The following is a 22011-nucleotide window of genomic DNA, read 5'->3' on the forward strand; positions in this document are numbered from 1 at the left end:
GTACCGGCACCAATTTCTTTTAATGCGCGGGTCATGGGCTCTACTTTATTAAGCTGATTATATTGCTTAATACCGTCCTCGCCTTGTTCCCATAACTTACCGTATTTAGCTTCTTGCCATGCAGGGCTTAGCTCAGCTTTATACACCTGTAAATTAAGTGATAGGCGCGCTGTCATTTGCTCAATAAACTGATACGTTTCTGGAAATAAATAACCCGTATCGGTTAATACCACAGGAATATCAGGACGCTGAGATGTTACTAAATGCAGCATGACCGCCGCTTGAATACCAAAGCTTGATGATAAAAAAGCTGTATCGGGTAAGTTCTCTAGTGCCCATGCAACACGCTGCTCCGCACTCATTGGTGCAAGTATGCCGTTTGCATCTGCAAGCAATGCCGCTTGGCTTTGCTTATCAAGCTGTAATATGTTTTTAAATTCACTCATGGTCAATTTTAAACCTCACCCACGCTCCGCGTGGGTATTTAATTAAGCGTGAAAATCGGTTACTGATACTTTTACTTCAGCAACAATGCCTTTGCGAATAACAAAGTCACCAAAACATTCACCGTCGTTTCGCTCACTTGCCCACTGGCCAATCAGCTTATCAAACGCGTCTAGGTAAACATCTTCACCTACGTTTTCTAGGTACAGTTTAGGAATGCGTGTACCTTCTAAATTACCACCTAGGTAAACGTTGTATTTACCAGGGCCTTTACCTACTAAACCAGCTTCTGCAAGCATTGCGCGGCCACAACCGTTAGGACAACCTACAACACGCATAATAATGCTGTCATCAGGTATGCCATGCTTAGCAAGTAGTGCTTCGGTTTTTTCAATTAAGCTTGGTAAGTAACGCTCAGCTTCGGCCATAGCAAGCGGACACGTTGGCAATGCTACACACGCCATTGAGTTTTTACGTTGCTCAGTGTCTTTGTCATCAATTAGGCCGTGGTTACGGGCAATTTCTTCAATGACTGCTTTTTGATCGGCAGGCACACCGGCAATAATTAAGTTTTGGTTAGCCGTCATGCGCATATCGCCTTGGTGCACTTCTGCAATTTTACGACAACCTGTTTTTAATGGCTTACCTGGGTAGTCTAAAATACGGCCGCTTTGTATAAATAGCGTAAGGTGGTGCTTGCCATCAATGCCTTCTACCCAACCGATACGATCGCCACGGTGAGTAAACTCATAAGGGCGGCTTGGTGCAAAGCTTACACCGGCACGTTTTTCTACTTCCGCTTTAAATACGTCAGACCCAACACGGTCTAGGGTGTATTTAGTTTTTGCATTTTTACGGTTAGAACGGTTACCCCAATCGCGCTGCACTGATACAACGTGCTCAGCAATTTTTAAGGTGTCTTCTAGGGCAATAAAACCAAAGTCGTCAGCTTTACGCGGATACGTAGCCGTATCACCGTGGGTCATAGCTAGGCCACCACCTACAAGTACGTTAAAGCCAACAAGCTTGCCATCTTCAGCAATAGCAACAAAGTTTAAGTCATTCGCATGCACATCAACTTCGTTGTTAGGCGGAATGGTAACCGTGGTTTTAAACTTACGCGGTAGGTAGTTAGAACCTAAAATTGGCTCTTCTGTAGTTTCTGCTTTTTCGCCATTTAACCAAATTTCAGCGTATGCTTTCGTTTTTGGAAGTAAATGCTCAGATATTTTTGCCGCCCACTCATACGCTTCTTGATGTAACTCTGACTCAACAGGGTTAGTCGTACATAGTACGTTACGGTTTACATCGCCTGCGGTGGCAATAGAGTCAATGCCAACGCTATTAAGCATTTGGTGCATGCCTTTAATATTTGGCTTTAATACACCATGAAATTGAAACGTTTGACGTGTTGTTAAACGAATACTGCCGTAGCTTGTTTTTTCATCGGCAAATTTATCAATTGCTAGCCATTGCTCAGGCTTGATAATACCACCAGGCATACGTGCACGTAGCATTACATTGTGCAGCGGCTCTAGCTTTTGCTTTGCACGCTCAGGGCGTATATCGCGGTCATCTTGCTGGTACATACCGTGAAAACGTATAAGTTGGAAGTTATCGGCTGTAAAACCGCCGGTAATTTCATCTTTTAAATCTTGCTCTATGGTGCCACGTAAAAAGTTACTTTCTCTTTTCAAACGTTCGTTATCAGAAAGTTTTACGTTTTTATCTTGTTCGCTCATTTTAAATCCTAAATTTGTTACAGTGACGGCTGCTAGCTGTTAATAAAATAAGAAACGTGATTAATACACGTCTTTCTGATAGCGGTTAGCGCTACGTAAGTCTTTTAAATATTGCTCTGCGTCTTCGTAGCTTTTACCGGTGTTTTCGCTGATGATATCAACTAAGGCGTTGTGTACATCTTTTGCCATGCGGTTTGCATCACCACACACATAAAAATGCGCTCCTGCTTCTAGCCACTCAAAAATTTCTTTTGAGTTTTTGCGTAGTTTGTCTTGTACGTATACTTTTTCGGCTTGGTCACGGCTAAATGCAACGTCAACTTTGCTTAATAGGCCTGATTTTAAATAACCCTGAATTTCTACTTGATACAAGAAGTCTTGTGTAAAGTGTGGGTTACCGAAAAACAGCCAATTTTTGCCTTGTGCTTCTCGCGAGTCACGCTCTTGTAAAAATGCACGGAATGGCGCAATACCGGTACCTGGGCCAACCATAATAATGGGGGTATTATCATCGCTAGGTAAACGGAAGTTGTCGTTGTGCTCACTAAATACTTTAACTTTACACCCTTCTTCAGCACGGCGTGCTAAATAACCAGAGCAGCCACCTAAATGTTCGCTGCCAAAGGCGTCAAACTCAACTAAACCTACCGTTAAGTGCACTTCCTCTTCAACCTCGCTTTGGCTTGAAGCGATTGAGTATAAGCGCGCTTGTAGTTTACGTAGGCAATCAACTAAGGTTTGTGCGTCTATTTTTGCAGGGTTTTGTGCCACTACATCAAAAATTTGACGAGGCTCAATGTACTCACGCATAGCGGCTTTATCTTCTACAAGCTTTAGTAGCTCTGGCGTGCCCGTTGCAACTGCGTATTTTTCTACAAAGCCTGGGTATGACTGAGTAAGCTCTAACTTTTCGATTAATGCATCGCGAATAGGCAATGACTCTTCGCCCACTTTTACAAGTGTGCCTGAATCGATTTGCGTGTGTGTTAGTAGCTCATCTACGCGGGCTTCATCATTTAAAAAGTACACGCCTAATGAATCACCAGGTAAGTAGGTGATGTCTGAGCCTTCAAGCGAAATCTCAACATGGCGTACATCTTTAGTAGAATCGCGCCCTGTAATTTTTTGTACGGTAACAAGCTCTGCCGCAAATGGGTTTTGCTTAGTGTATTGGCTTGCTGCCGCTGTTGGCGCGCCAAATGGCATTGATACAACTTGGCCGCCCGCAGCATCTTGCTGCGCTTTTAGATCAGGTTCGAATGCATCAAGTGCACCGGTGATCCAAGTGGCTGCTTCATCATCGTAATCAACATCTAGGTCGGCACGTTGGAAAATAGTTTCTGCGCCAAGTTTGTTTAAACGCTCTTCAAAGTCTTTTGCTGTTTGGCAGAAAAACTCATAGCTAGAGTCGCCTAAACCCAGTACCGCGACTTTAACGCCATCTAACTTAGGTGCTTTTTTGGTAGTTAAAAATTCATACAGTGTTTCAGCATCTTCAGGTGGCTCACCTTCACCGTAGGTAGATACAACAACGGTTAAAAACTTTTCTTTTTTCAGGGCTGTAGGTTTGTAGTCAGACATGCTCACAAGTTTTACAGCTAGACCGCGCGACTCTGCTTGCTCTTTAAGCTTAGTCGCCACACCTTTTGCATTACCTGTTTGCGAACCATACAAAATAGTAAGTGGCGCAGCATCGCTTGCAGCCGCTGTAGGCGCTTGCCCACCAAGAGCCGCAGAATTAGCATTTGCAGCTAAGTAACCACTTACCCACGCTTGCTGAATCGGATTAAGTTCTGCTACTAAGCCTTGCAGCTTTTGTACTTGCTCTTGCGATAGCGGGCTTGCCGCTGCGTTAAGTTGACCTAACAACATGAATTTGTTCCCCATAACCCTGAAAATTACATACAGCCCACATGATGCGCTGTTCAAAATGAGTTTTACCTCACCCAGAGTAACTCTGCTGAGGTTTTATTAGTGTGCAGGATAGCGGGCTATGCGGTGAGAAAAAAAGAATAGAATCTGCTTTGTTATTCCATTTAGTTATTAATTTATATAAAGACCTTCAAAAACAGCTTAAAGGCTTATTATTGCTATTTTATTAATTTTGTATTTAACAAATTTGTAACCTTGTGCAGATAGTGTATGTTATTTACTCAACTATAAAAAATAGGAACAATCATGTCACACGGGACATACAAAAATAAGTTACTTAGCACGGCATTACTGATTGCCGCCACCCCAGCAATGGCCAATGTCGCTAATGGCGGCTTTGAGCAGTGGACAGGCAATACGCCTGACGCGTGGACCACAATTGATAGCGGTATTAATGTATCGCGCTCAACCAGTATCGTAAATAACGCAAGCAGCGCGGCGGCTATTAATGTGACCACCGGCTCGCAAAGCAATACCGACTTATTACAACAAGTCAGTGTGGAGGCTGGCAAAACATATGATTTCTCAGTGGATGTATATCACACTGAAGGAGGCATAAGGGCCCGCCTGTATGTAGATGGCTACCAAGGGTACTCTAACCAAGCGCAAACTAACCAGTGGCAAACAATTAGCCACAGTTATACGCCTAGCAGTAATAAAACCATTAATGTTGGTTTACGTTTTTACGATATGAGCGGCTTTGATGGCAATGAAACCGTTTATGTAGATAATTTTTTGCCTAATACAGACGGCGGCGCTTCAGGCAGCTGTAACGGCCATAGCCTTACTTTAACACTTAATACCGATAACTACGGCAGCGAAACCAGCTGGGTGGTTAACAACAGCCAAGGTAGCAGCGTAGCCAGTGGTAGTGGTTATGCCTCTAACACACAATATAATGAGCAACTCTGTTTAACTGATGGCGCATACACCCTAGTTATAAGTGACAGCTATGGCGACGGTATGTGCTGTAACGTAGGTAATGGTAATTATGCGCTCACTCAGGGCAGCACCACACTTGCCAGTGGCGCAAGTTTTAATAACACAGATAGTACAACTTTTGAATTAGGCGATAGCTCTGGTGGTGATACTGGCGGTGGCACTAACCCAACACCAACAGGTTATTACGTAACAACTCAGGGTTTATCTGGCTATGCATTAAAAACTGAGCTTTATAACATTATCAAAAATCACAGCTCGCAAGGTTACTCGGCTATTTGGAACTTTTACGATTCTTCAGCACGCGATAAATACTTTGAAAACGATAACAGTATTTTAGATATGTATAGCGAAAAGCCAAATGGTAGCGACAGTTATACTTACACCGCGGTGAGCGATCAGTGCGGTACTTATAACAGTGAAGCAGATTGCTATAACCGCGAGCATTCGTTCCCTAAAAGCTGGTTTGGCGGCACAAATGAGCCAATGAATTCAGACGTGCACCACATTTATGCAACCGACGGTTATGTAAACTCAAAACGTAGTAACTACCCATTTGGTGAAGTGGCTAGCGCATCATTTACATCAACAAACGGTAGTAAAGTCGGTTCAGCAGCAAGCTCTATTAATTACTCAGGTACGGTGTTTGAGCCAATTGATGAGTTTAAAGGTGACTTTGCTCGCGCTTATTTTTACATGGCAACCCGCTACGAGAATGTAATAGGCTCGTGGCAAAATAACACAACTGCCAGTAATGCAGTCCTTAATGGTACAAGCAATCAAGTATTCGAAAACTGGGTGGTAGCTATGCTACTTAACTGGCATAACGCCGACCCTGTTAGCCAAATGGAACTTGACCGTAACCAAGCAGCTTATGAGTTTCAAGGTAATCGTAACCCGTATATCGATCACCCTGAATTTGTTGAGATGATTTGGTAATAGCCTGCTTATAACTTTTTAGCCCCAGCATTAACTGGGGCTTTTTAATAACTGTACTTTTTGTTTGGCAATAAGTGACGCTACATACTGCTTTTCTAAATCCCACGGATGACGCTTCCAGCCCTTAAAACCAAAACCGATAATATACACCTGTGCTTGCTGCTTTAAAAAGTGCTCAATGGCTAACATTCCCGAACTGGGTGTTTTAGCTTTAAAAGCAGGTTTGCCAAACGTATTTAAGTGTTTTAATAATACTGTTTTATCGTGCTGGGCGATTCGACTCACGTTTGCATGCGGGCTATATTTACGTATTATTTCATCGCCATGGTCAATACAGCCCCTGCGGTTAATTAGCTTATAAAAAGGTTGAGTATATAAGTTAGGTTTTGGGTCAGTGATCATGACATTTTTCAGCTGCGTTATATCTATATCTGGAAACGCTACGCAGAGCATTGCGCCTTGCTTACCTCGCCCTACTAGCCATAAATCAGTACATTTACGGCCTAAGTATGCAGGCATGTTTGCACACATATTAAAGCGCACCACTCTATCAAAGCTGTTTAGGGCTTTACTTACATCCTTTTCGACGGGGCCATTACCTATAATTAACACTGTTTGCTTAGCCATACTACGCTCCTTGTACCTTTATTAGCGCATACTAACGTGCCCGCCACACTTTACCAGCAAACTTATATTAAACTTTTTTTGCAGCCACACACTGTACGGTAAATTAACAGGCGTTACTTTTGATTTAAGGCCTGCTCTGCACGCTCTATTGATTCGTAGCGTTTACCTGTAATTTTTATCAGCCATACTTTATCTGTAAAGGTGCGGCTTAAATACACTGTTTGCCCACTTGGGATTTGCGGCATAAAGGAAGAAATAGATTCCCACTTGCCATCAACCTGCTCTTTTAGCTTCAAACTAGCGTTAAAGTGCGACCCCTCTGCGTTAGGCTTTACTTCAAGCGCCGTCATTTGCGTATCATCACCAATTTCTATCATTGCACTTTTATTTAATAGCGTGAGTAGCTGAGGTTGATGCGTAGGGCTTAGATTTTTTAAAGCCTGCTCTATTTTACTATCTACGGTAATCTCATTCTGTAATTTATAAATACTGGCCTTAATTGCAAAAACAGGCTCTGCGTAACTGGGGTTGATAAAAAACAGTGAACTGATAAGCACTAAAATAGCGCTAGTAAATTTATTCGGCATATTATATCTCCTTATTAAAATCGAATTGAGCATACCTTATATTTTATTAAATTTAATATAAGCTATTAATATTCATAATATTCTTTATATTAATAAGCATGAATATACGCTTTTAGACTATTTATAAATACTAATTTTAGCGATAATAAAACGCTTAACTAATCAAATAAGAGCAGAGGGTATGCAAGCGTTAGGAATGGAGTTAAAACGCCTTAGAGCAAATAAAAAGTGGACTCAGGCTTATGCTGCGCGTGAAATTGGAATTCAACAGTCGTACCTTTCAAAGCTTGAAAATGGACAGTTTATCCCCTCAACTGAGGTAATTGAAAAGCTTAAACTTTGCTATGGCGAAGGCTGTATTGATAAATGCCTACCTATAAATTCAGCGATAGATAAGCCCTCAAACATCACTTTAATTATGTGCCTGACTTTATTTATATGTGGGCTGATAGCGTGGTTATGTGCAACATATGAAATTTTTTATCCACAAACCTACTTTACCTATCAAGCAAAGCTAGGTGACTTTTTAGCATTTAACGTCACTCAGCAATACCAAGGCGAACGCTTTATTGAGGGGGATGTGACCTATCAAATTGTAGGAGAAAGGCAAGTCAGTCGAATCGAGAACCGCTTCTTAGTGGTAGGCTCTGCCGTGTGCATATTAATATCTATTGTTGCAGCTTTACTCTCGCAAAGGCATAGGTTTGGTAAATTATAGAGCTGTTATTTAGTTGTTCTTGGCAATTACTCCAGTATTACTCTACCTCAAACATCTATACAGTCGCACATCAAAAATTTTTATCTGTCGCTATAAATGCCTCATCACTTAACACGATTGGTATTATTTTCGATTAGAATTAGGACTATAACGTATTCGTGGCGTGCTTTTTTCTCAAGTGTTCTAGACTCAACCCAAACTAAGGCGCTTCACTTCACTGCGAGCAGCTGAGGACTGAAAGCTTCAAACTTACAGCTTTTTTAAACGCAAACAAAAAGCCCCGGCTAATGCCAGGGCTTTTTTACAAAACTTACTTAATTTAAAAATTAAGCTTGTTTTGGACTAGAAACAACGTCTACTAAAGTCCAAGATTTATTCTTAGAAATTGGTGCGCATTCACGGATAGTAACTACGTCACCCGCTTTTGCTGTGTTGTTTTCGTCATGTACGTGTAGCTTAGTAGTACGTTTGATGAATTTCCCATAGATTGGGTGCTTCACGTAACGTGCGATAGCAACAGTGAAAGATTTTTCCATCTTGTCGCTTACTACACGGCCTTGAAGAGTACGAATTTTATCGCTCATTATTGACCTGCCTTCTGGTTAATAATTGTTTTTACACGCGCGATATCGCGACGTACTGTTCTTAGCGTGTGTGTCTGAGCTAACTGACCAGTGCTTGCTTGCATGCGCAGGTTAAACTGCTCACGAAGAAGTCCTAGAAGTTCAGCATTTAGCTCTTCTACGCTTTTGTCTTTTAGTTCGCTTGCTTTCATCACATTACCGTCCGAGTTACGAAAGTTGTTTTGAATGGCAGTTTACGAGCTGCAAGGTCAAACGCTTCACGAGCAAGCTCTTCAGAAACACCTTCCATTTCGTAAAGTACTTTACCAGGCTGAATTTCAGCAACCCAATATTCAACAGAACCTTTACCTTTACCCATACGAACTTCAAGAGGCTTTTCTGTGATCGGCTTGTCAGGGAAGACACGGATCCAGATTTTACCTTGACGTTTCACGTGACGCGTCATAGCACGACGAGCTGCTTCGATTTGACGAGCAGTCATGCGGCCACGACCAGTAGCTTTCAAACCGAAAGTACCGAAGCTTACTTTGTTACCGTTTTGCGCTAAACCGCGGTTGCGGCCTTTGTGCATTTTACGGAATTTTGTACGTTTTGGCTGTAACATTACTCGCTACCTCTACTTAGCACTTTTCTTGGCTTTCTTTGGTGCGCGTTTAGCTGGCTTCTCTTGCTCTTGTACTAGTGGTAAACCACCAATAACTTCGCCTTTGAAGATCCAAACTTTAACACCAATGATACCATAAGTGGTTAAGGCTTCAGAAGTTGCGTAGTCGATATCAGCACGAAGAGTATGTAGAGGTACACGACCTTCACGATACCATTCTGAACGTGCGATTTCTGCGCCGCCAAGACGACCGCTAACTTCAACTTTGATCCCTTTAGAACCGATGCGCATTGCATTTTGTACCGAACGCTTCATAGCGCGACGGAACATAACACGACGCTCTAGCTGAGAGGCAATGCCGTCTGCTACTAGTTGTGCATCTAACTCTGGTTTACGTACTTCAGAAATATTAATCTGAGCAGGTACACCTGCGATCTTAGTTACCGCTTGACGTAGCTTTTCAACGTCTTCGCCTTTTTTACCGATAACAACACCCGGACGAGCCGTGTGAATTGTTACGCGGATCGATTTTGCTGGACGCTCAATAACGATTTTAGACACAGAAGCCGCTTTTAATTCCTTTGTAAGGAAAGTACGTACTTTGTGATCGCCAAAAAGCTGATCAGAGAAATCTTTAGAACTCGCGTACCAGGTAGAAACCCAAGGTTTAGATATACCTAGGCGAATACCAGTAGGATGAACTTTTTGTCCCATTACTTATACTCCTAGCTATCTGAAACCACAACAGTGATGTGGCTTGTACGCTTAAGGATGCGGTCTGCGCGTCCTTTAGCACGTGGCATAATACGTTTCATTGTAGGACCATCGTCCACAAAAATCGTAGTTACACGAAGCTCATCAATGTCAGCACCTTCGTTATGCTCTGCGTTAGCAATAGCAGACTCAAGTACTTTTTTAACTAATACAGCCGCTTTTTTCGGGCTGTACGCCAGGATTTCTAGAGCGCGATCGACAGGTAGTCCGCGGATCTGATCTGCAACTAGACGAGCTTTTTGCGCCGAACCAGAGGCGAATTTATGTTTAGCTAATGCTTGCATTTATCATTCCCCTCTTAGCGTTTCTTCGCTTTCTTATCCGCGGCATGGCCACGGTAAGTGCGAGTTGGTGCAAATTCACCTAGTTTGTGACCGATCATTTCGTCAGAAACGAAAACTGGTACATGCTGGCGACCATTATGGACAGCAATGGTCAATCCGATCATGTTAGGTATGATCATTGAACGACGGCTCCAAGTTTTAATTGGCTTCTTTTCACCGCTTTCCAAAGCTTTCTCTACCTTCTTCAGCAAGTGTAGGTCTATAAAAGGACCCTTCTTGAGAGAGCGTGGCATGGCTATTCCTCAATATTACTTAGTACGACGACGTACTATAAATTTATCCGTACGCTTGTTCTTACGCGTCTTAGCACCTTTAGTAGGCTTACCCCATGGAGACACAGGATGACGACCACCAGATGTACGACCTTCACCACCACCGTGTGGGTGATCTACCGGGTTCATGGCAACACCACGAACTGTCGGACGAATACCACGCCAGCGATTTGCACCTGCTTTACCAAGTGAACGAAGCATATGCTCAGCATTGCCTACTTCACCTAGCGTTGCACGACAATCAGATTGTACTTTACGTACTTCGCCAGAACGAAGACGTAATGTTACGTATTGACCATCACGCGCAAGGATTTGAACGTATGCACCAGCAGAACGTGCGATTTGAGCACCTTTACCTGGTTTTAATTCTACGTTGTGAACAGTCGAACCTACAGGCATGTTACGCATAGGTAATGCATTACCAGGCTTGATTGGTGCATCAACACCAGACTGGATTGCATCGCCAGCTTTTAAGCCTTTAGGTGCGATAATGTAACGACGCTCACCGTCTGCATATAATACAAGAGCGATGTTTGCGCTACGGTTTGGATCATATTCCAAACGCTCAACAGTGGCTGGAATGCCATCTTTAGTACGTTTAAAATCGATTAAACGGTAATGATGCTTATGACCACCACCGATATGACGAACCGTAATACGACCATTGTTATTACGACCACCTGATTTAGAGTTTTTCTCTAATAGTGGTGCGTAAGGTTTACCCTTATGTAAATCTGGGTTAACCACTTTAACTAGGTGACGACGACCCGCAGAAGTTGGTTTACACTTTTGAAGTGCCATAATTCTAACTCCCCTTATTACTCGGCGCCGCCGACAAAGTCTAGCTCGCTACCTTCTTTAAGAGTAACGTAAGCTTTCTTCCAGTCGCTACGACGACCGAAACGCATGCCAGTACGTTTTGTTTTACCCTTAACGTTAAGTGTGCGAACACCCGTTACTTCTACTTCAAAAAGCTTCTCAACTGCTGCTTTAATTTCAGCTTTAGTTGCGTCATTTGTTACTTTAAAAACAATAGTATTGTTTTCTTCAGCAGCAATTGTGCTTTTTTCAGAGATATGTGGAGCAAGGATCACTTTTAAAAGACGTTCTTCACGGATCATGCTAGCGCCTCCTCAAGTTGCTTAACAGCAGCAGCTGTAATAAGTACCTTGTCGAAAGCAATTAAGCTTACAGGATCGATACCAGCTACATCACGCGTGTCAACCTTGTACAGGTTACGTGCCGATAAGAAAAGATTTTCATCTACTTCTTCAGTCACGATAAGAACATCTTTAAGCTCAAGTTCTTTAAGCTTAGAAACTAGTTCTTTAGTCTTTGGTGCTTCAAGACCAAAGCTTTCAACAACGATTAAACGCTCTTGACGAACTAATTCAGATAAGATGCTTTTGATCGCACCGCGGTACATTTTACGGTTTACTTTTTGGCTGTGGTCTTGTGGTTTAGCTGCGAAGCTAACGCCACCTGAACGCCAAATTGGACTACGGATTGTACCAGCACGTGCACGGCCAGTACCTTTTTGAGCCCATGGTTTTTTACCACCACCGCTTACTTCAGAACGTGTCTTCTGAGCACGAGTACCTTGACGAGCACCTGCTGCGTATGCAACAACTACTTGGTGTACTAATGCTTCGTTAAACTCACGTCCAAAAGTAGCTTCAGAAACTTCAAGAGCGCCAGAAGCGTCTTTAATTGCTAATTCCATCACTAAATCTCCAGGACTTATGCTTTAACAGCTGGTTTAACGATAACGTCACCGCCGATAGCGCCAGGTACTGCACCTTTAACTAAAAGCAAGTTACGCTCAGCGTCAACGCGAACTAGTTCTAAGTTTTGAGTCGTTACACGCTCAGCACCCATATGACCGGCCATTTTCTTACCTTTAAACACCTTACCAGGTGATTGGTTTTGACCGATTGAACCAGGAGCACGGTGAGATAGAGAGTTACCGTGAGTAGCGTCTTGCATGCTGAAATTCCAGCGCTTAACACCACCTTGGAAACCTTTACCTTTAGAAGTACCGGTTACGTCAACTTTGTTGATTTCGTTGAATAATTCAACAGTAAGCTCAGCGCCTACTTCAAAATCGCCTTCACCACCATTTAGGCGGAATTCCCACAGACCGCGACCCGCTTCAACACCAGCTTTAGCGAAATGACCCGCTGCTGCTTTGTTTACACGGCTTGCTTTTTTAGTGCCTGCGGTTACTTGAAGCGCGTTATAACCGTCTGTTGCGTCAGATTTGATCTGAGCAATGCGGTTAGGAGTCGCTTCGATAACTGTCACAGGGATAGATACACCATCTTCAGTGAAGATACGTGTCATACCCACTTTACGACCGACTAGACCTAATGCCATTTTCCTATAACCTCTCTAATCTTTCGATTAACCCAGGCTGATTTGAACATCAACACCAGCAGCAAGATCTAAACGCATTAATGCGTCAACAGTCTTGTCAGTTGGTTCTACGATGTCGATCAGACGTTTATGGGTGCGGATCTCGTACTGATCACGCGCATCTTTGTTTACGTGCGGTGAAGTTAGTACAGTAAAACGTTCAAAGCGTGTAGGTAGTGGGATTGGACCACGTACTTGTGCGCCTGTGCGTTTCGCAGTTTCCACGATTTCCGCCGTTGATTGGTCAATCAAACGGTGGTCAAAAGCTTTTAGGCGAATACGAATGCGTTGATTTGACATTCTTAAACCTCAATATAAAGAGCATTTAAAGAGCATAAAAAAACGACCGAAACAATCTTAATAATTAAGATGCCGGTTGTTGATTTATATCTACGATGAGTTCCAAATCGGAACTCCTGTTTATTAGCTTGAAATCCAAGCTTAATTTATCCCTTCAAGTTCCAGAGGAATCTTGAAAGCCTGCGTATTATAGTGATATTGGTGATAAATGCAACAACTAATTGCAAATTAATTACGGGTGTAAGGCTGCCCAAATAACCGCCACTGGTTATTTATAGCTATAATTGAACTGCTCAGCGCCAAATTAGTCTTATGTTTATAATTTAACCGATTACGCAAATTACAGGATTTTATAGATATTATGGTATCCTATGCGCTAATTTTGCTTTTAATACTCTCAATATGGTGAGTCGATGCGTTTATTAAATTATTGTTTGAATTTTCTTACTAGCTGCGTAAGCCGTGTTTTGGTAAAAAGTAAGGTCCTTCCCCAAAGCCCAATAGAACAATATGACCTTAATCCTGAACACCCTACTTTTTATATAGTACGTTTAAATTCGCGTTTCGATTTAGCTGCGCTTACTAATGTATGTAAAAAGCATGGTTTGCCTAACCCATGCGAATATCAAACGTTAGGAAACCAAGAGCTGGCACGCTTTATTGGTATTAAAAATCCGCCACCTTTATTTGGCGATACCGCTAAACCGACCGCCGCTTTATCACAGGGTAAGCAAATAGTTGAGCATTTATTAAATAGCGGGCAAAAGAATGTACAAGTGGTGCCGGTAACTATTTTATGGGGGCGCGACCCAGGTAAAGAAAAGCCAGGTATTCGTACCTTAATTACCCACTCTCTTACGCCTAGTTGGTTTAGAAAATTTTTCGTTGTGCTTTTTTCTGGGCGCGATAACTTTATTCGCTTTAGCCAGCCACTCGATTTATCACTTATCGTGAACGAAAAAGCCGACGTAAATGAGCTACCACAAAAACTATTACGAGTTGCTCGGGTGCACTTTAAACGCCAAAAACTGGCCGCTACGGGCCCTAAAATGCCCTCGCGCGAGCAATTATTTAACTCACTTTTGGCTTCGCCGACAATAAAAAAAGCAATTCAAGATGAAGCAAAGTCAAAAGGAATAAGCCAAACAGAAGCCCGCCAAAACGCGTTAAAACTACTAGATGAAATTGCCGCTAATTACTCTGAGGCAATGATACGTGTAGGCGACAGAATTTTAACCTGGCTGTGGACTAAGCTTTATAACGGTATAGATATAAAATACACCGAGCAGATTCATGAGCTAACAAATAAAGGCCACGAGATAATCTATATGCCGTGTCATCGCAGCCACATGGATTACTTGTTACTTACCTATGCTATATACCATCAAGGTTTGGTGCCGCCGCATATTGCCGCGGGCATTAATCTTAACTTTTTCCCTGCCGGTGGTATTTTTCGCCGCTCAGGGGCGTTTTTTATCCGCCGCTCGTTTGCCGGTAATAAACTTTACTCAGCCGTATTTAAAGAGTATTTAAGCCAGCTATTTATTAAAGGTTACTCAGTTAAGTTTTACACTGAAGGCGGGCGCAGCCGTACAGGCCGATTACTACCGCCAAAAACCGGTATGCTCGCCATGACATTGCAAGCAATGCTACGCGGCATAGACCGCCCGGTTTCTATTGTGCCGGTATACATTGGCTATGAACATGTAATGGAAATCAATACCTACTTAAAAGAGCTTGCCGGTAAAGATAAAAAAGGCGAGTCCATTTTTGGTATTTTTAAAGCCATTAAAAACCTTAAAAATTACGGCCGTGGTTACTTAAATTTTGGCGACCCTATTTCTATAAACCAATACTTAAACGACAACCAACCTGATTGGCGCGATGCAATACACCCTACCGATGTGCAAAAGCCGCAATGGCTAGGCCCTCAAGTAGCCGCATTGGCCGACCAAGTAATGGTAAAAATTAATAATGCCGCAGCACTTAACGCTGTGAATTTACTGGCTATGATTTTGCTAGTTAACGACAAGCACGCGTTAAGTAAGCCTAAGCTATTAGCGCAACTAGATTTTTACTTACGCCTACAACGCGATGCAAGCTATAGCGATAAAGTCACCGCCCCCGATGAAACACCAGAGCAACTATTAACACACGCCATTAAGCTTAATAAGTTTGATGTTATTAGCGATGAATTTGGCGAAATTATTGCAATTAACGATAAAGAAAAAACCCTGTTTAACTATTATCGTAATAATATTTTGCACTTATTTGCTGTGCCAAGCCTTATTGCTTTGCACTTATTTAAGCAACACAGTAGTACAGTTGAGCAATGCCAAAAGCTTGTTTCGGCTTTTTACCCTCTGTTTGCAAAAGAATGGTATTTACAGCCGCTAGATGAAAACTACATAAGCCGTATTTTGGCTAACTTTAGCGATCAAAACTTAATTGAGCTTGATGGCGATACCATTCATGTTACTAACACGAATGATTCGTTAGCCAAGCTTGAAATGCTAGGAAGGTCGCTTAGCTTTACGTTACAACGTTATGCTATTGTTGTGGGCTTTATTCAAACCAGTAACGGAATTGAAAAAGCCGAACTAGAGCGTGAAAGCCAAGTACTGGCAAACCGTTTAGGCACCTTACATGGCATTAAAACCCCAGAGTTTTTTGATAAAAAAGTACTGGTAAGCTTTATTGATAATTTACGCGGTGAGCTGCTAATTACTGAAGGTGAAAATGGTATTCACGGTAGTACACAACTGTGTGAAATATACATGTACTTAAAAACCTTATTACCTGCGCGTATATGGCAATCGGTTAGCGACATAGTGCAAGATCAATGTAATTAGCGAGTTGCTGTAATTTAAGCTCTAATTAAACACCATTAAAAAAGCCCCAACATTTAACATGTTGAGGCTTTTTTGTACGTTTAGTTATTAAACAGCGACGCTACATAGAGGCGCTTATCTCTTGGCAAAACCTTTAGCGAAAGCACTGCTAATTTGCGCTTAACAGCCAGTCTATTGCTAGTAAACCTAATCAAATTAACGCTGGCGCATCACCCCTTCTTGAATCGTTGATGCGACTAAATTACCTTGGCGGTCAAAAAACTGGCCTCTTACCAAGCCTCGCCCAGAACTAGCACTTGGGCTGTCTATGGTATATAAAATCCAATCGTCCATTCTAAATGGGCGGTGGAACCACATAGCATGGTCAATCGTTGCCACTTGCATATTTGGCTGCATAAACGATACGCCATGGGGCTGTAATGCCGTAGGTAAAAACTCAAAGTCAGAGGCATACGCTAATAAGTAATTATGAATGCGTTGATCGTCGGGCATATCGCCATTGGCTTTAATCCAAATGTGCTTTACGGGCTCAATAACCTCTGGCTTAAACGGGTTATGAAAAGTAACCGGCCGCATTTCAATGGGCATCTCGCGTATAAACTTATTACGGATCACCTCGGGTATGTGGTGGGCGTTTTCTTGATAAAACTCAAGCGACGAGCGAAGCTCCTCTGGTGGCGGTACATCAGGCATGGTTGCTTGATGCGATAAGCCTTCTTCTTCCCCCTGAAACGACGCAGTCATATAAAAAATAGGTTTACCGTATTGAATAGCGCTTACTCGGCGGGTGCTAAAGCTTTTACCATCGCGGATGGTTTCTACGTCGTAAACAATCGGTTTAGCGGCGTCGCCGGGGCGTAAAAAGTAAGAGTGTAATGAATGAACAACACGTCCTTTTGGTAGCGTTTCTTTTGCAGCAGACAACGCCTGCCCCATTACTTGACCACCAAATACCGCTCTAAACCCTAAATCTTGGCTTTGCCCACGATATAAACCTTGTTCAATTTCTTCAAGTGACAATAACGATAATAAATCATCTAATACTTGGCTCATTTGCTGTTCTCTCAATCCCCAGATAAGCTAATGATACTATACAATGCAGCTATGTAAATCTAACTAAATGAGTAACGCTATGAATTATTGGCTATTTAAAACTGAGCCCGATGCTTTTTCGATTGATGATTTAAAAACAGCGCCGCAACAAACCACCCTGTGGGAAGGCGTGCGTAATTATCAGGCACGTAACTTTATGCGTGACGATATAAAATTGGGTGACTTAGTATTTATCTACCACTCTAGCTGCAAACAAGTAGGCGTTGTGGGTATAGCCACTGTTACTAAAGAAGCCTACCCCGACCCAACCCAGTTTGATTTAAATAGTGACTATTACGATGCGAAAGCGACGCCCGACAAGCCACGCTGGTTTGTCGTTGATGTAACCTATAAAAGCCATTTAAACAAACGCGTAAGCTTAAAAGACATTAAAGCAAACGAGGCTATTACCGAGTTAGCCCTTAAAAAAGCAGGCCGCCTTTCGGTAATGTCAGTCACACAAAACGACTGGGAGCAAATAATAGCCATGAGCAATTAAGCTCAGTAAGCAAATATCAAGCTGTAATAGTAGCTAATCATTAACGGGCTAAAGATTGGCTATGTTTGACCTCATTTGGCCGTGTTTGATACGATCCCCCGCGAGTTATAATTGGGGGATTAATGAAACTACTGTATTGGTTAGATGAATGGTTAACACTTTGCCGTGATGAACAACAAACTAAGCTGCCTATGTGTGGCGGCGACCTACTCGGCGATGTGTATGTAAAATACGACTTTGTTGATTTAAATAAGCCCCTGCTTTTTACTTTTTCCCCCGCGGGCACCAACGTCCAAGAACACGACCTAACCGATGACTTTGCCCCTTGGGGCTATCACTTGGCGCAAAAACAAAATGTTAATGTTATTTCGTTCCAACATTTAGGCAAAAGCAATTGGTTTAGAAGCCGTAATTTAATCTTCTTTTTGGAGCAGTTATCAAGCTTACTTACACCGTTTAAGTGCCGCTTAGGCTATGGCCTTAGTCGCGGTGGTTTTGCTGTTGGCGCGTTTGCAAAATTACTTAAATTAGATCAGGTTTTATTTTTTCATCCTGTTAGCACCAAAAACACCGAAACAGTTCCGTGGGACACCCGCTCCAGCACAGAGCTTGCGCAGCAATTTGATTGGCAAAGTGAGTATAACGACCTCGATTTAGGCCATGCTAAGGGGTATATAATTTATGACCCCACCAATAAAATAGACCGCCTACATGCTAAGCGGTACCCGCAACTGACTCATTTAAGAGTGTTTGGCATGGGCCACGGTACCCACGCAAGCTACCTCACTAAGTTTGGCTTTTACAAACAAGTGGCTGTTGATTTTATACGCCACCAGCAGATTGATATAGCGCAGTTTCGTTTGCAAACCAAAACCTTGCGCTTAAAAGAAGAGTATTATCAAAGCCTAAATAAGGCAAATGCGAGTTCGCCTCACCGCTTGGCGTTATTAAGTACAGCACATCAAATTTTAGCAGATGAAAAAGAAGTGCATGTGCAAGAACATCAGGCCAAAATAGATATTCAGCCGTTAATAGATGTGGCACTTAAACATCAAGATGAACACCCAAATGATGCTATTCAGTTATTAGAAGTTGCCCAACAAATAGTGCCAGATGATCCGCTGGTTGAGCACAAACTCAAGCAGCTAGAATAGACCTATGACGGTTTATTCTTCTTTCTTTTTTTGTGACCATGCTTGGGCACAATCGTAAAATACATAAAAAGCCCCAACCACGAAAAAATAATTACGCCTAATAACCAGCCGTTTTTTTCATGGCCTTGGGTGCGCTTACTATTAACCACTATCACCACGGGTAATATATAAGCGCTTAAAATAATTATTAAAAATACTACTTCATTCATTATTTAACCTAAGCCTTGGTTATTTGGCCAAGCTTTGCCAATCTACTTCATTTGTTAGCACACGTTCAAGGGCAATGTAGTGCAGGATATCGCCCGCATTTACCTTGTAATCAAGTGGCGGATTTAAATCCATATTTTGTGCACTTAAGTTATGCGCCACCCCTAACAAAATAGCATTATAGTCATGCTTAAAATGATGAAATAAAGTGCCAAACTCCATCTCTTCGCATTCACTTGGAATAGCTAGGCTAAACTGCGTGTCGCCGTGCAATGTAGATAATAGCTCTTCTTGTACTCGACTCGAGCCTGGGTCTTGCATTGAGCGTACTAAAATCTCAGCCGACTTAGCGCTACTACACTCTACATTTTGGCAATGCTCAAGCAACATATCGACCTTGGTTTCATCTAAAAAGTGCGCGCTAATATGGCACTCATCTTTAACTAAACGGCTAATACGCAGTGCCGTTGTAAATGTTTGGTCGTCATCTTGCCCATCAATAATAACTTTGTCGGCACGGCTAATAGCTACGCGCTCAAGTTCTTCTAAATCAGTAAAACTTGTTAGGCGGGCAAAGTCGACATTTTCGTTAGTTAAAAATGGGTGATCCATTTGCTCAGTAACCGCCAATAAAATACGGCGGTCAGTGCGCTTGGTATCGGCAAGAATATAATCAATCATTTTTTTTGTTCGGGTATCGTGCCAACCAAAAATAATAATGTGGTTGTTACTGTGAGCAAAGTTTTTATCACCAGTCATAGCGCGCCTAATTAAGTAAGTCACTGTTTGCCCTGTTTTTCCTAACAGAACGCCAAATAAAGCTAATCCAAACGGAATTTGTATTAAAGCCACTACCCAACGCCCCAGCTCGCTGGTTGGGCTAAAATCGCCGTAACCCACTGTTGAGGTAGTTACTGTGTAGTAGTAAAAAAAGGTCGTAAACGAGGTAAGCGCTTGCTCATTTGCAATAAATAGCAGCCCCCAAGTCACTAACATATGAGCAAGTATTGCAAGCACCACGGCTTGCCAGCTCAGCTGATCGATATGAGCACGAACAAGTAGCGCTAGCCTCTTAAATATTACCGGCATGATACAAAATCTTTGTTAGTAAATTATCTATAAACAGTACGTTACTGTAAGCCATGCTTTTAAGCAACGTTTAAGCCTTTAAGTAAGGCCTGTTACCCTTTTAGGATTAAATTTTGTTCAACCTATAAGATACTCAGGCCCTAAAATATAAGACTAAATGCGGGTTTGCTAATGTGCTAAGAGCATGATTAATTATAATAAGACTAAAAAACACACAGACACATTATGCTTAATAAAATTGCCACACCGTTTACCAAATTAGTAGAGCGCTACTTACCTGACCCTTTTATATTTGTCATATTGCTGAGCTTAATTACTTTACTCTCTGCCAGTATTTTTACCCCCGCAACACATATTGAAGTTATTAACGCATGGGGAAGTGGTTTTTGGAACCTGCTTAGCTTTGCCATGCAAATGCTGTTAGTGCTGATTACAGGTTACATGCTAGCAAGCACGCCCATTATCAATTCGCTATTAAACAAACTGGCGGCGCTTGCTAATTCAGCGCCAAAAGCGATTATTTTAGTCACGCTTATTTCGCTATTAGCCAGCTGGCTTAATTGGGGGTTTGGCTTAGTTATTGGGGCTTTATTTGCCAAAGCAATTGTAAGGCAAACACAGGTCGATTACCGCCTATTAGTTGCCAGTGCTTATTCTGGCTTTGTGGTGTGGCATGGCGGCTTAGCAGGCTCAATTCCGCTTACGATTGCTACCGAAGGGCACTTTTCACAAAATAGCATTGGCATAATTAGTACCGAGCAAACCCTGTTTGCTGGTTTTAACATAGCAATATTAATTGGTTTATTTATTATTATGCCGCTGGTTAACCGCTACATGCTACCCAGTGATAAAAACAGCGTATATGTAGACCCAGCACTTATTAAAGAGCCCCCGCCCGCACATGAAAAAATTACTCGCCCTGCTCAGCATTTAGAACACACAAAGCTGCTTGGCATTTCGATTGGTTTACTTGGCCTTTGCTATTTGGCGTATTACTTTATAGTTGCAGGCGGTAGCCTAAACCTAAACAGCATTATTGCTGTGTTTTTGTTTTTAGCCATTACCTTGCACCAAACACCCCATAACTTGCTTAATAGCTTGCAACAAGCAATTCCTAGCGGTGCGGGTATTGTCATTCAATTTCCGTTTTACGCAGGTATTATGGCTGTGATGGTCGACAGCGGTTTAGCGCAGCAAATATCGCGTGGTTTTATAGCTGTTGCTGATGCCGATAGCTTGCCATTTTTTAGCTTTATAAGTGCAGGGCTTGTTAATATGTTTGTACCTTCTGGTGGCGGCCAATGGGCAGTACAAGCACCTATTGTTATACCCGCAGCGCAAGAGCTGGGCGCCGATATATCACGTGTTGCTATGGCTGTTGCCTGGGGCGATGCGTGGACCAATTTAATTCAACCCTTTTGGGCTTTACCGGTATTAGCCATTGCAGGGTTAAAAGCAAAAGACATTATGGGATTTTGTGTTGTGCAGTTATTTGTAACGGGGGTATTTATATCGCTAGTGCTGAGCTTTTACTAACCCTTAATAACGCGCAGTATTTAGGTATACTGCGCGTATAGCGATTAGCTTGATAAAATCGTCATCGGCAGGCTCAGTATTGGGTTTTCTGAATCTGCAAAGTGCATCATTACTGCCACATGGCCTGCAACTACAATAGCGTACATAGCGGCTGAAAAACCTTGGCCGTATTTATCAAGCGGCAATAAATGCGAGTAATGTCGGCCGCGCCATTCAAATACGATTTCCAGTGCGCCAACAAACAAAAAGAACACCAGCAACATTAAGCCAAATGTGTAGCTCAGCCATAAGCCAAATAACACACCGAGTAAGCACACACTTAAACCGACCCAAGAGCGCATTGAAAAGCTGATACTTTTTA

The 22011-nt window shown here is 42.3% G+C and carries 25 protein-coding genes and 1 pseudogene; 6 read left to right on the forward strand and 20 right to left on the reverse strand.

Features of this window, described 5'->3' with window-relative positions; all coding sequences use genetic code 11:
* From B2R65_RS14415 to B2R65_RS14425, 3 genes are all read right to left on the reverse strand, one after another.
* A partial coding sequence (locus B2R65_RS14415; RefSeq protein WP_286743758.1) for a phosphoadenylyl-sulfate reductase occupies nt 1–446 on the reverse strand: 446 nt, incomplete at its 3' end.
* A gap of 42 nt (nt 447–488) precedes the next feature.
* Nucleotides 489–2186 carry an assimilatory sulfite reductase (NADPH) hemoprotein subunit gene (gene cysI, locus B2R65_RS14420; RefSeq protein ID WP_024031990.1) on the reverse strand — a complete coding sequence of 566 codons (1698 nt, stop codon included), beginning with the start codon at nt 2184–2186 and terminating at the stop codon, nt 489–491.
* A 60-nt stretch (nt 2187–2246) separates the two neighbouring features.
* Entirely contained in the window at nt 2247–4058 is a 1812-nt protein-coding gene (locus tag B2R65_RS14425) for an assimilatory sulfite reductase (NADPH) flavoprotein subunit (RefSeq protein WP_054983363.1), read from the reverse strand.
* Nucleotides 4059–4364: 306 nt separating this feature from the next.
* On the opposite strand from B2R65_RS14425, the gene B2R65_RS14430 reads away from it, so the two are divergent.
* Nucleotides 4365–5996, forward strand: coding sequence for an endonuclease (locus B2R65_RS14430; RefSeq protein WP_055255156.1), 1632 nt, complete (start codon nt 4365–4367; stop codon nt 5994–5996).
* A gap of 30 nt (nt 5997–6026) precedes the next feature.
* On the opposite strand, the gene B2R65_RS14435 is transcribed toward B2R65_RS14430, so the two are convergent.
* Nucleotides 6027–6623 carry a hypothetical protein gene (locus tag B2R65_RS14435; protein WP_286743762.1) on the reverse strand — a complete coding sequence of 199 codons (597 nt, stop codon included), beginning with the start codon at nt 6621–6623 and terminating at the stop codon, nt 6027–6029.
* A gap of 113 nt (nt 6624–6736) precedes the next feature.
* Nucleotides 6737–7210, reverse strand: coding sequence for a hypothetical protein (locus tag B2R65_RS14440; RefSeq protein WP_286743764.1), 474 nt, complete (start codon nt 7208–7210; stop codon nt 6737–6739).
* A 181-nt stretch (nt 7211–7391) separates the two neighbouring features.
* On the opposite strand from B2R65_RS14440, the gene B2R65_RS14445 reads away from it, so the two are divergent.
* Nucleotides 7392–7928: a helix-turn-helix domain-containing protein gene (locus tag B2R65_RS14445; protein ID WP_286743767.1), complete on the forward strand. Its 537-nt coding sequence runs from the start codon at nt 7392–7394 to the stop codon at nt 7926–7928.
* A 326-nt stretch (nt 7929–8254) separates the two neighbouring features.
* Here the strand turns inward: B2R65_RS14445 and rpsQ are convergent, their stop codons facing one another.
* The 11 genes from rpsQ to rpsJ are packed head-to-tail and all read right to left on the reverse strand — an operon-like array spanning nt 8255 to nt 13221.
* A complete protein-coding gene (rpsQ, locus tag B2R65_RS14450) occupies nt 8255–8512 on the reverse strand; it encodes a 30S ribosomal protein S17 (protein ID WP_004588693.1) in 258 nt (85 codons plus the stop codon).
* Complete coding sequence (gene rpmC, locus B2R65_RS14455; RefSeq protein WP_004588692.1) at nt 8512–8703, reverse strand: 50S ribosomal protein L29; 192 nt, start codon at nt 8701–8703, stop codon at nt 8512–8514. Before rpmC ends, rpsQ begins: the two co-directional genes overlap by 1 nt.
* The gene (gene rplP / locus B2R65_RS14460; RefSeq protein WP_002957890.1) at nt 8703–9116 is read right to left on the reverse strand and encodes a 50S ribosomal protein L16; all 414 of its coding nucleotides are present in this window, start codon (nt 9114–9116) and stop codon (nt 8703–8705) included. The genes rpmC and rplP overlap by 1 nt, the downstream gene beginning before the upstream one ends.
* Before the next feature lie 12 nt (nt 9117–9128).
* Nucleotides 9129–9830, reverse strand: a complete 702-nt coding sequence (gene rpsC, locus B2R65_RS14465; protein WP_004588691.1) for a 30S ribosomal protein S3 — start codon at nt 9828–9830, stop codon at nt 9129–9131.
* 11 nt (nt 9831–9841) lie between these two features.
* Complete coding sequence (gene rplV, locus B2R65_RS14470) at nt 9842–10174, reverse strand: 50S ribosomal protein L22 (protein ID WP_004588690.1); 333 nt, start codon at nt 10172–10174, stop codon at nt 9842–9844.
* Nucleotides 10175–10188: 14 nt separating this feature from the next.
* The gene (gene rpsS, locus B2R65_RS14475; RefSeq protein WP_004588689.1) at nt 10189–10467 is read right to left on the reverse strand and encodes a 30S ribosomal protein S19; all 279 of its coding nucleotides are present in this window, start codon (nt 10465–10467) and stop codon (nt 10189–10191) included.
* A gap of 15 nt (nt 10468–10482) precedes the next feature.
* Entirely contained in the window at nt 10483–11307 is an 825-nt protein-coding gene (gene rplB / locus B2R65_RS14480; protein ID WP_004588688.1) for a 50S ribosomal protein L2, read from the reverse strand.
* A gap of 17 nt (nt 11308–11324) precedes the next feature.
* Complete coding sequence (rplW, locus tag B2R65_RS14485) at nt 11325–11627, reverse strand: 50S ribosomal protein L23 (protein ID WP_004588687.1); 303 nt, start codon at nt 11625–11627, stop codon at nt 11325–11327.
* On the reverse strand, nt 11624–12229 hold the full coding sequence (gene rplD, locus B2R65_RS14490; RefSeq protein WP_004588686.1) for a 50S ribosomal protein L4: 606 nt from the start codon (nt 12227–12229) through the stop codon (nt 11624–11626). The genes rplW and rplD overlap by 4 nt, the downstream gene beginning before the upstream one ends.
* A gap of 17 nt (nt 12230–12246) precedes the next feature.
* Nucleotides 12247–12882 carry a 50S ribosomal protein L3 gene (rplC, locus tag B2R65_RS14495; protein ID WP_004588685.1) on the reverse strand — a complete coding sequence of 212 codons (636 nt, stop codon included), beginning with the start codon at nt 12880–12882 and terminating at the stop codon, nt 12247–12249.
* 27 nt (nt 12883–12909) lie between these two features.
* Nucleotides 12910–13221, reverse strand: coding sequence for a 30S ribosomal protein S10 (gene rpsJ / locus B2R65_RS14500; protein ID WP_002957900.1), 312 nt, complete (start codon nt 13219–13221; stop codon nt 12910–12912).
* A gap of 413 nt (nt 13222–13634) precedes the next feature.
* On the opposite strand from rpsJ, the gene plsB reads away from it, so the two are divergent.
* The gene (plsB, locus tag B2R65_RS14505; RefSeq protein WP_029773518.1) at nt 13635–16073 is read left to right on the forward strand and encodes a glycerol-3-phosphate 1-O-acyltransferase PlsB; all 2439 of its coding nucleotides are present in this window, start codon (nt 13635–13637) and stop codon (nt 16071–16073) included.
* Nucleotides 16074–16268: 195 nt separating this feature from the next.
* Here plsB and tesB read toward each other — a convergent pair whose 3' ends face one another.
* The gene (tesB, locus tag B2R65_RS14510) at nt 16269–17126 is read right to left on the reverse strand and encodes an acyl-CoA thioesterase II (protein ID WP_286743824.1); all 858 of its coding nucleotides are present in this window, start codon (nt 17124–17126) and stop codon (nt 16269–16271) included.
* Nucleotides 17127–17205: 79 nt separating this feature from the next.
* Here tesB and B2R65_RS14515 point away from each other — a divergent pair, with 79 nt between their 5' ends.
* Together B2R65_RS14515 and B2R65_RS14520 are read left to right on the forward strand one after the other, a co-directional pair.
* A complete protein-coding gene (locus B2R65_RS14515; RefSeq protein ID WP_286743826.1) occupies nt 17206–17664 on the forward strand; it encodes an EVE domain-containing protein in 459 nt (152 codons plus the stop codon).
* Between the two features lie 122 nt (nt 17665–17786).
* Entirely contained in the window at nt 17787–18818 is a 1032-nt protein-coding gene (locus B2R65_RS14520; protein WP_004588681.1) for a hypothetical protein, read from the forward strand.
* A 2-nt stretch (nt 18819–18820) separates the two neighbouring features.
* On the opposite strand, the gene B2R65_RS14525 is transcribed toward B2R65_RS14520, so the two are convergent.
* Both B2R65_RS14525 and B2R65_RS14530 read right to left on the reverse strand, forming a co-directional pair.
* Nucleotides 18821–19027 (reverse strand): PLDc N-terminal domain-containing protein, encoded by a 207-nt coding sequence (locus B2R65_RS14525; protein ID WP_004588680.1) that lies wholly within the window; start codon nt 19025–19027, stop codon nt 18821–18823.
* A 19-nt stretch (nt 19028–19046) separates the two neighbouring features.
* On the reverse strand, nt 19047–20114 hold the full coding sequence (locus tag B2R65_RS14530) for a potassium channel family protein (protein WP_024031979.1): 1068 nt from the start codon (nt 20112–20114) through the stop codon (nt 19047–19049).
* 225 nt (nt 20115–20339) lie between these two features.
* On the opposite strand from B2R65_RS14530, the gene B2R65_RS14535 reads away from it, so the two are divergent.
* Complete coding sequence (locus B2R65_RS14535; protein WP_286743833.1) at nt 20340–21650, forward strand: short-chain fatty acid transporter; 1311 nt, start codon at nt 20340–20342, stop codon at nt 21648–21650.
* 44 nt (nt 21651–21694) lie between these two features.
* Here the strand turns inward: B2R65_RS14535 and B2R65_RS14540 are convergent.
* A pseudogene (locus B2R65_RS14540) lies at nt 21695–22011 on the reverse strand (site-2 protease family protein); the annotation flags it as partial.

Source organism: Pseudoalteromonas sp. UBA2102 (assembly GCF_002331165.1).
Taxonomy (GTDB): domain Bacteria; phylum Pseudomonadota; class Gammaproteobacteria; order Enterobacterales; family Alteromonadaceae; genus Pseudoalteromonas; species Pseudoalteromonas atlantica.

Coding starts and splice junctions, on each gene's coding strand:
- cysI (WP_024031990.1), bottom strand. CDS start 2,186: ATGAGCGAACAAGATAAAAACGTAAAACTTTCTGATAACGAACGTTTG.
- B2R65_RS14425 (WP_054983363.1), bottom strand. CDS start 4,058: ATGTTGTTAGGTCAACTTAACGCAGCGGCAAGCCCGCTATCGCAAGAG.
- B2R65_RS14430 (WP_055255156.1), top strand. CDS start 4,365: ATGTCACACGGGACATACAAAAATAAGTTACTTAGCACGGCATTACTG.
- B2R65_RS14435 (WP_286743762.1), bottom strand. CDS start 6,623: ATGGCTAAGCAAACAGTGTTAATTATAGGTAATGGCCCCGTCGAAAAG.
- B2R65_RS14440 (WP_286743764.1), bottom strand. CDS start 7,210: ATGCCGAATAAATTTACTAGCGCTATTTTAGTGCTTATCAGTTCACTG.
- B2R65_RS14445 (WP_286743767.1), top strand. CDS start 7,392: ATGCAAGCGTTAGGAATGGAGTTAAAACGCCTTAGAGCAAATAAAAAG.
- rpsQ (WP_004588693.1), bottom strand. CDS start 8,512: ATGAGCGATAAAATTCGTACTCTTCAAGGCCGTGTAGTAAGCGACAAG.
- rpmC (WP_004588692.1), bottom strand. CDS start 8,703: ATGAAAGCAAGCGAACTAAAAGACAAAAGCGTAGAAGAGCTAAATGCT.
- rplP (WP_002957890.1), bottom strand. CDS start 9,116: ATGTTACAGCCAAAACGTACAAAATTCCGTAAAATGCACAAAGGCCGC.
- rpsC (WP_004588691.1), bottom strand. CDS start 9,830: ATGGGACAAAAAGTTCATCCTACTGGTATTCGCCTAGGTATATCTAAA.
- rplV (WP_004588690.1), bottom strand. CDS start 10,174: ATGCAAGCATTAGCTAAACATAAATTCGCCTCTGGTTCGGCGCAAAAA.
- rpsS (WP_004588689.1), bottom strand. CDS start 10,467: ATGCCACGCTCTCTCAAGAAGGGTCCTTTTATAGACCTACACTTGCTG.
- rplB (WP_004588688.1), bottom strand. CDS start 11,307: ATGGCACTTCAAAAGTGTAAACCAACTTCTGCGGGTCGTCGTCACCTA.
- rplW (WP_004588687.1), bottom strand. CDS start 11,627: ATGATCCGTGAAGAACGTCTTTTAAAAGTGATCCTTGCTCCACATATC.
- rplD (WP_004588686.1), bottom strand. CDS start 12,229: ATGGAATTAGCAATTAAAGACGCTTCTGGCGCTCTTGAAGTTTCTGAA.
- rplC (WP_004588685.1), bottom strand. CDS start 12,882: ATGGCATTAGGTCTAGTCGGTCGTAAAGTGGGTATGACACGTATCTTC.
- rpsJ (WP_002957900.1), bottom strand. CDS start 13,221: ATGTCAAATCAACGCATTCGTATTCGCCTAAAAGCTTTTGACCACCGT.
- plsB (WP_029773518.1), top strand. CDS start 13,635: ATGCGTTTATTAAATTATTGTTTGAATTTTCTTACTAGCTGCGTAAGC.
- tesB (WP_286743824.1), bottom strand. CDS start 17,126: ATGAGCCAAGTATTAGATGATTTATTATCGTTATTGTCACTTGAAGAA.
- B2R65_RS14515 (WP_286743826.1), top strand. CDS start 17,206: ATGAATTATTGGCTATTTAAAACTGAGCCCGATGCTTTTTCGATTGAT.
- B2R65_RS14520 (WP_004588681.1), top strand. CDS start 17,787: ATGAAACTACTGTATTGGTTAGATGAATGGTTAACACTTTGCCGTGAT.
- B2R65_RS14525 (WP_004588680.1), bottom strand. CDS start 19,027: ATGAATGAAGTAGTATTTTTAATAATTATTTTAAGCGCTTATATATTA.
- B2R65_RS14530 (WP_024031979.1), bottom strand. CDS start 20,114: ATGCCGGTAATATTTAAGAGGCTAGCGCTACTTGTTCGTGCTCATATC.
- B2R65_RS14535 (WP_286743833.1), top strand. CDS start 20,340: ATGCTTAATAAAATTGCCACACCGTTTACCAAATTAGTAGAGCGCTAC.